Origin of the sequence: Candidatus Cardinium sp. cByotN1 (genome assembly GCF_022810525.1) — a bacterium.
Taxonomy (GTDB): domain Bacteria; phylum Bacteroidota; class Bacteroidia; order Cytophagales; family Amoebophilaceae; genus Cardinium.
Genome location: NZ_JAACGG010000071.1, coordinates 1 through 6,825 on the forward strand (window position 1 = coordinate 1; position 6,825 = coordinate 6,825).

Sequence of the window (6,825 nt, forward strand, 5' to 3'; positions counted from 1 at the left end):
CCTTAAGTTGATGCCATTGGGTGAACGGAAACTAATTATTTTAACTTACTTAGAGTGACTAAATTTAAATCAATAACCCAGTTCAACGAAAAAGTTAAAGTATCACAACATAGGCTGGGCATGTAAAATAGGTTCTATCTTTTCTTGAAACACTTTCCATGGATCTCCATTTTTTACTTCCACATTAACCAATTTGATACCTATCTCTTGAATAATAGGATGTTCTTTAATGCGCAGAAAACGATTCGAATCGATTAAATATTTTTCTTGCTTACCTTTGTATTCAAACTTTTTTCCAGCACGTTTTTCTGCTGCTATATAATCTTCTGTAAGTATAATAGAAAGAAAAGGATACGTATGCTTTATATGTTTGGCAAATAGGAAAAAGAACTTTCTAGCCTCTTCCAGCTCCCAATCAGCTAGCTGATTGGGATAGCCAAATGTTTCTAAAAAGGAACCCTTACAGACTACTATATCGTAGTGATTCCAGTCAACCTGATCAAATATTTCTTTACTACAGGTAAGGTAAAGTAAAGCTTCTGTAAAAGCAGACAACGCTATATGATGATGTAAGACTATTTTATTAGCTAACTGACCATAGTTAGATCCCTTCGGATCGGCTATGCCAGTTACTTTTCTCCCCTTTTTTTTAAAAAACTCCATTATATAGTTTGTTATTTCTTGTCTAGGAGCACCAGAGATTCCATTAATGGTATATAAAAGAGCCATGACGATTATCTTTTTTACCTTAACTAAACTAACTTATTGAGCAATACATCTATCACTAGATAAACATAAAAATAAAAAGTTACCAAAATGAACTACGCAGACCTAGACCATGTCATCATATACATTTTTTTATTAGTTACTTTTCTTATACGACTATTTGCAGGCAAAAGCTCTAAAAATATGTGTTTATATTTATGCAAGAATAGGATATGACTATAACCAATTTGCAACAAATAGATAAGTGTGTAATGCTAAACGAGAATTATTAATTATGTCTTTTCTGTTTATTTCAGTAGATAAGTTACTATGTTGCTCCAAGTCATTCTTATGTTTTTGCTTTGCGGCATCATTTACTTCAAGATTTGTATATGCTCAACAAGATTTTTGGCTAAATTGTGCACATTATTTTATTTCATTTCCTCGTTACGAAAATCACAAAGAACCTACGGATCTTCTTGAGAACGGTTGTAAATGGGGTACATGGGTAACTTTTTCTAACAAAGTTATAGCTATTGAATTGAAAGTAGGTCAATGGGAGCATCCTGAAGAGCTATTCAGATCTAAAGATTTTCTAGTGATGTACAAGCATCCATCTTATTACCAACAAGCTGTATTAGCGTATTTGGCAGAAAGTTTCCCAACAGATAAACAGAAAAAAATTGCTATTTATGCGATGAGGTATACCTATGATTTTTACACTTTTTTAAAAGAATGCTTTACACTATATAGACATAAAAAACTATCCAAATCACTTTTTGAAACCGTATTACAGTTGAAGTTTCTGTTTCCCACATATAATTACGTGGCCTCAGAATTTAACAGAGATGCTTGTTTTATTGCTCTATTACAACAAATAAGAAAAGAAGAAGTATTGGATGGATCCTTACGAAAAACAATTACGCAAGTGCTATCGGGTAATTTGATTAAGCAATCGAAAGAACATCCAAAACATGCCATTTTTGAAGCCCAAAAAGGTCCTTTCGACCTGAAGGTTATTTTTCAGCAAATGGCAAAAGAATGTGAATCCTATGATGTAGACACACCTTATGATTCTAATTATATTCCTTATTTTTTAATGATTTTAGATCACCCCTGTTACTATTTGTACATAGGGAATTCTACTTTGTTAGAGAGTCATGCATGTCTATCCGTTATGGAAAAATATTGGGCTATTTTTGCCATGAGACAAATTGGACTTTCTAATACTGAACAGGATACCCATAATGATACGGTACAAGTATATAACCGGTATAGTGATTTAATTCGTTCAGCTTGCAGTGCCTATCGTTGTTGTCCCAAACCTACTATTCCAGCTTACTTAATGGAAGATCTACTACATTCTAGACACCCTGGGTATATTTTTAAATACCCATTTTTTATACTCGATTATAAAAGCAAAGAGTTAGAAAATGCCTTAGATGAATTTATGTCAATTCCTAGTCTTCCTTGTGGCTTAAAGAAAATGGCTAAAAAGATACGAATCGGTAAGGTTGCTAACCCAAAAGAAATGTCTTATATGGAGGGATATAGAAAGTTTCGTGCAACGCACTTTACCATATATGAAACCATACAACCGCATGCTATGCAATAGAGATCACGCGTTAGCTTAAGGCAAAACATCAGTGACTACTGTAGTTTTATCTGTGCAAGATAAAACTCCTGCTAACAGAACACATGACCTGGTATACTTGGAAATGGAATGACATTGCGTATATGTTCCATACCTGTTACAACCAGAACCATCGGGAGCAAATAAACAGAAAATTACGGTTTTGATTTAATTGCCACTTTATGAACATTTAATGAGACATAGTTATTTCCATGAAAGCTTATTTATTCGTCTATAATGCGTATAAAGATGCAGTCGAAACCGTAACTTTATGTCAATGCGCGCCCGAGGGTCCATCTTATACTGCTAAACAAGACCCTGGATATCGGATCTAGATAAAGATAAACCAGTAAATAGCATAACATCTTCTATAGGGTAATTACTCAAAAGCATAGATTTAGCGATAGAAAAAGCTTTTTCCTTTTCTTCCTCTAGTTTACCTTTTTATTGACCTATTTGTATCCCTTCTTCTTTTGCCTCCCTTCTAGCTTTCTCTGGGGTAATTTTTTCCATATTTTATTCCTTTGTTTCACATATAAAGATATATGCTAAACCTGATATATGATGCAAGATACATAAGTTTGCTGACAATAGATGCGTACCGATTGTTCTTGCATTAGGCAATGTAACAGGTCTGTGCGCTATACAGTTGCCAGAAACAATACATAGATAAAAAAGTATAAATAAATGAAACACAGCAAATAGAATTTTTCTTTTAATCTGATTATTAGTTATTACATAGTATATATCAATATATTATAATGCTTAATTTTTAAAAGTTTTTGAAATTTATTATCAATGTTAAAAACATAATCCAATATCTGGATCAAGATATCAAGTATCAATATGATTTATAGTGTTTTACTAGAAACAAAAAAATATAGATAAGCCATGGATGTCGACCTTTTAATCATAATAGTATTCTTAGTAACTACACTGGCAATAGGGTTATACTGTAGCAGATCAATTACTACATTTAAAGACTATGCAGTGGGCAGTAGAAATATGTCTACTTGGGTGATTACCATTTCTTTAATAGCTACCATATATGGAGGTAACTTTTTACATACTCAACTGACTGGTTACTACTATCAAGGCTTATATATGTTACTACTAAGTTTAGGTAGTCCACTTAGGTTTTATTTAGCTTCTCGGTTCATTATTGTTAGAATGAAAGAATGGCTAGGAGATTTTTCCATTGCTGAATCTATGGGTAGGTTATGTGGAAAATCCGTTCAAATGCTTACGGCTATCTTCGGTATTATAGTAACGATAGCTAAAATTTCCGCTCAGTTTAAGATTAGTTTAATGATTATTAAATCTATTCCTTTTTGTAACGCAAAAGCATATGCTAACTATTACACAGTCATTTTGGGATTACTAGTTACGCTTTACACTATTTTAGGAGGGGCTAGATCCATAGCATTAACAGATGTTTATCAATTTTGTTTCTTCAGTGTTTGTTTGCCTATTTTAACTTTTACCCTTTTATACCATGCTAAAAATCCATGGGTTAATTGGCACAAGTTTGTCAATATGTCACAATTTAATTTGTCTCAACTAGCTACTTGGGATACCTCTTCTACATGGAATAATTCCCTTGTTCATGTATTTGCTTATTTCATTTGGCATGCCATATTTACTTTTGATCCAGCTCAAATCCAGCGTTTTTATATGTCTTTTTCTATTCAACAAGCAACTAAAGTATTTTTGATAAGTGGCATAATTCGGATCATTTTTTCGCTGCTATTTTTAGTGGTTATTGCTGCTTTATATACAAGTGGAAATAGTGTTCCCCCTAAACAAAAAATATTAGATTACATTATGCAGCTTAATCATTTTCCTGGCATGAAAGGGTTGCTTATAACATCTGTTATTGCTTTATGTATTGCGACTGTTGACTCTTATTTACATACAGGTTCTGTTTTATTTGCTAATGACATATGGCCTTTCATAACTGGTATCAGAGAAAAAACCGACAAATATTTTCTAAGAATTGTACGCATAGCTTCTGGTATCATAGGTATACTTGCTATTTTCATTGCATTGCATACAACCAGTGCTATACAATTAATGCATAAAGTATTTTATTTTTATACACCTTCGGTTGCGGTTCCCATGATTATGGCTTGCTTTGGCTTTAGACCTCGTTCGGCTGCTGTCTTATGGTCGATGGTAATCAACACATCTCTGACACTTTATCATATATTTATAAAAGGACAAGCTATAAGGGAACGTGATGTTTTTCTATCTCTTATATATGGTGCATCCATTCTATTGATCCTTCATTATCTGCTACCTAAAAAACCGAATACAGGTTGGGTGGGTATTCCAGATGATAGTCCAGTAAGATTACAAAATCAGGAAACCAAACGTTGGTGGTTGAGCAAAATAAAAACCTTTCAGGCTGTTTTCACTAAATCCTATTGGGCTAATGTTTTTCCTAAAAGCGCCACTACATTCATAGCATCTGGTATGTATTGTATTATTTACAGCGCCATACTACTTTTCTATGTGAAGCAAGTATACGGACTTGCCTACATCTACTGGTACATAGCTGTCATGTGTATAGGAACAATAGTAATCTTTTATCCTACTTTTCACGCTTATAAACAGGAAGGTAATAGTCTGTTATATGGATTATGGCCCATATTGTTGTGTGTTGCTCTTTTTATTGCTGGAATCACCTATATGAAATTAAGCCATTTTTCCCCTATACCCTGTTTATTTCTTATAGTAAATATAGGAATAAGTAGCTTATTACTACCATACACCATAATGATAATCATGTTGGTTACAGCATTATTTGTCCATAGGTGGATACCACCTCATGTAACCTTTGTAAACTATAAAGAATGTATAACTACAGAAACATTGATAGGATTAACCATTTTAATCAGTTGCTTAGTTTATCGGTATATAAGGAACAAAGCTAACAGACAATTACAAACTATAACGTTAACTAGAATCTATGAGCAACAGTATGCATTAGTTTCACTACATAATCAAGCCAACTGGAACCGATTAGATCCTACCTATAGCGGCAAACTGCTACAGGATATGGCTGATGAATTAAACCAGTATGTAGCCAATCTACCTATACAGAAACTCCAAAAGAAGCTATATATATTTAGCCAATCTCTGCTGAAAAGAGCTAAGGAAGAACGTAGGTTTACATTAGACCCAAAATCTATCCATAAATTGGCATTAGAGAAACTGATCCTAAAATCTTATGAAACGGTTAAGAAACTCGATGTACCTATACAATTGCTCTTGACAAGAGAAACAAAAGAAAGGTATGTATTAACTGATTCTACTACTTTTGAAAGATTACTGACTATAAATTTTTTAAACCTATGCCAGAGTAAGTATACCATAGATCATACAGTTTACTTAACCATTGCAGATACATTGTTATCTTACCCTTTCCCCAAGCCTCAGCAGCTATCCATTCATAGTACCCACGAGAAACAATTAAGATCTCCTATATTACCTGCACTAGCTTTTTCTATATCTACCGGTACAGATAGTATAAATATATTACCTAATTATGTAGTTACCGATGAAATTACTTCAGGTTACTTGCCTAAAACAATTAATAATCTCTATCAAGAAGAAAGCAGACAAATCGTACAAGCTCATGGAGGTTATATACAAGTCATAGAAACAGCAACTGGTTTAACCTGTGTCTACATATTACCTATTGATGGTAAAAAGGTTATGCGTTTTAAGCGATATCATACTGATGACTTATCTAATAAGGTAGCAGAAACTTATGCAAGTTTAGCTCAAGAAAAAGAGCTGATTAGTTTACTGGTACGTGAAACAACTTTGACAGAGGAAAAAGTAAAGGAAACCATTCAATTTATTAAGAAAGCACATGGTAATATGATACGTAAGTCAGGTGAACCTTATTACACTCACCCTATGGAAGTAGCTAAAATCGTATTAGAAGCTACCAAGCATGTTGAAACCATTTTGGCTGCTCTATTGCATGATGTAGTAGAGGATACAATGGTTACATTAGAGCAAATAGAACTACTATATGGAATGGAAGTTGCTTATATAGTAGACATGGCTACCCACTATAATACACATGGATTGCGTTGGCAATTAGATAGTTCAGATAACCAAAGTATATTGAATCAGTGTAAGGATATTCGTGTTGTTCAGATTAAAATAGCTGATAGGCTGCATAATCTAAGAACTATAGCCGTAATAGAACCGACAGACAGGATAAGAATTGCAAAAGAAACCCTGGGATTTTATATTCCATGGGCTAGAAAAAATAATATTGTATTATGGTTATCAGAAATGGAAAATATATGTAATCAGATTTTACATACCAAGCCTACGTAAAAAAATTGTATCCGTTCACGACTGTGGTTTTTCTTCGATTATATTTAGCAACTCTTTGGTTTGCGTTGAGGAAATTAGTAGAAAATGAATTTTTGTTGTTACTTTTTTCTTGATAAAAAAGTAAGAGA

General features: G+C 33.2%; 3 protein-coding genes. 2 read left to right on the forward strand and 1 reads right to left on the reverse strand.

Annotation, left to right across the window (positions count from 1 at the left end):
* Positions 1-102 precede the first annotated feature (102 nt).
* Positions 103-729, reverse strand: coding sequence for a hypothetical protein (locus MUW73_RS02060; protein ID WP_243018679.1), 627 nt, complete (start codon positions 727-729; stop codon positions 103-105).
* A 271-nt stretch (positions 730-1,000) separates the two neighbouring features.
* Between MUW73_RS02060 and MUW73_RS02065 the strand changes: the two genes are divergently transcribed.
* Together MUW73_RS02065 and MUW73_RS02070 are read left to right on the forward strand one after the other, a co-directional pair.
* Positions 1,001-2,320: a hypothetical protein gene (locus MUW73_RS02065; protein WP_243018680.1), complete on the forward strand. Its 1,320-nt coding sequence runs from the start codon at positions 1,001-1,003 to the stop codon at positions 2,318-2,320.
* Between the two features lie 909 nt (positions 2,321-3,229).
* Positions 3,230-6,697 carry a sodium:solute symporter family transporter gene (locus MUW73_RS02070; RefSeq protein ID WP_243575206.1) on the forward strand — a complete coding sequence of 1,156 codons (3,468 nt, stop codon included), beginning with the start codon at positions 3,230-3,232 and terminating at the stop codon, positions 6,695-6,697.
* Positions 6,698-6,825: the final 128 nt, after the last annotated feature.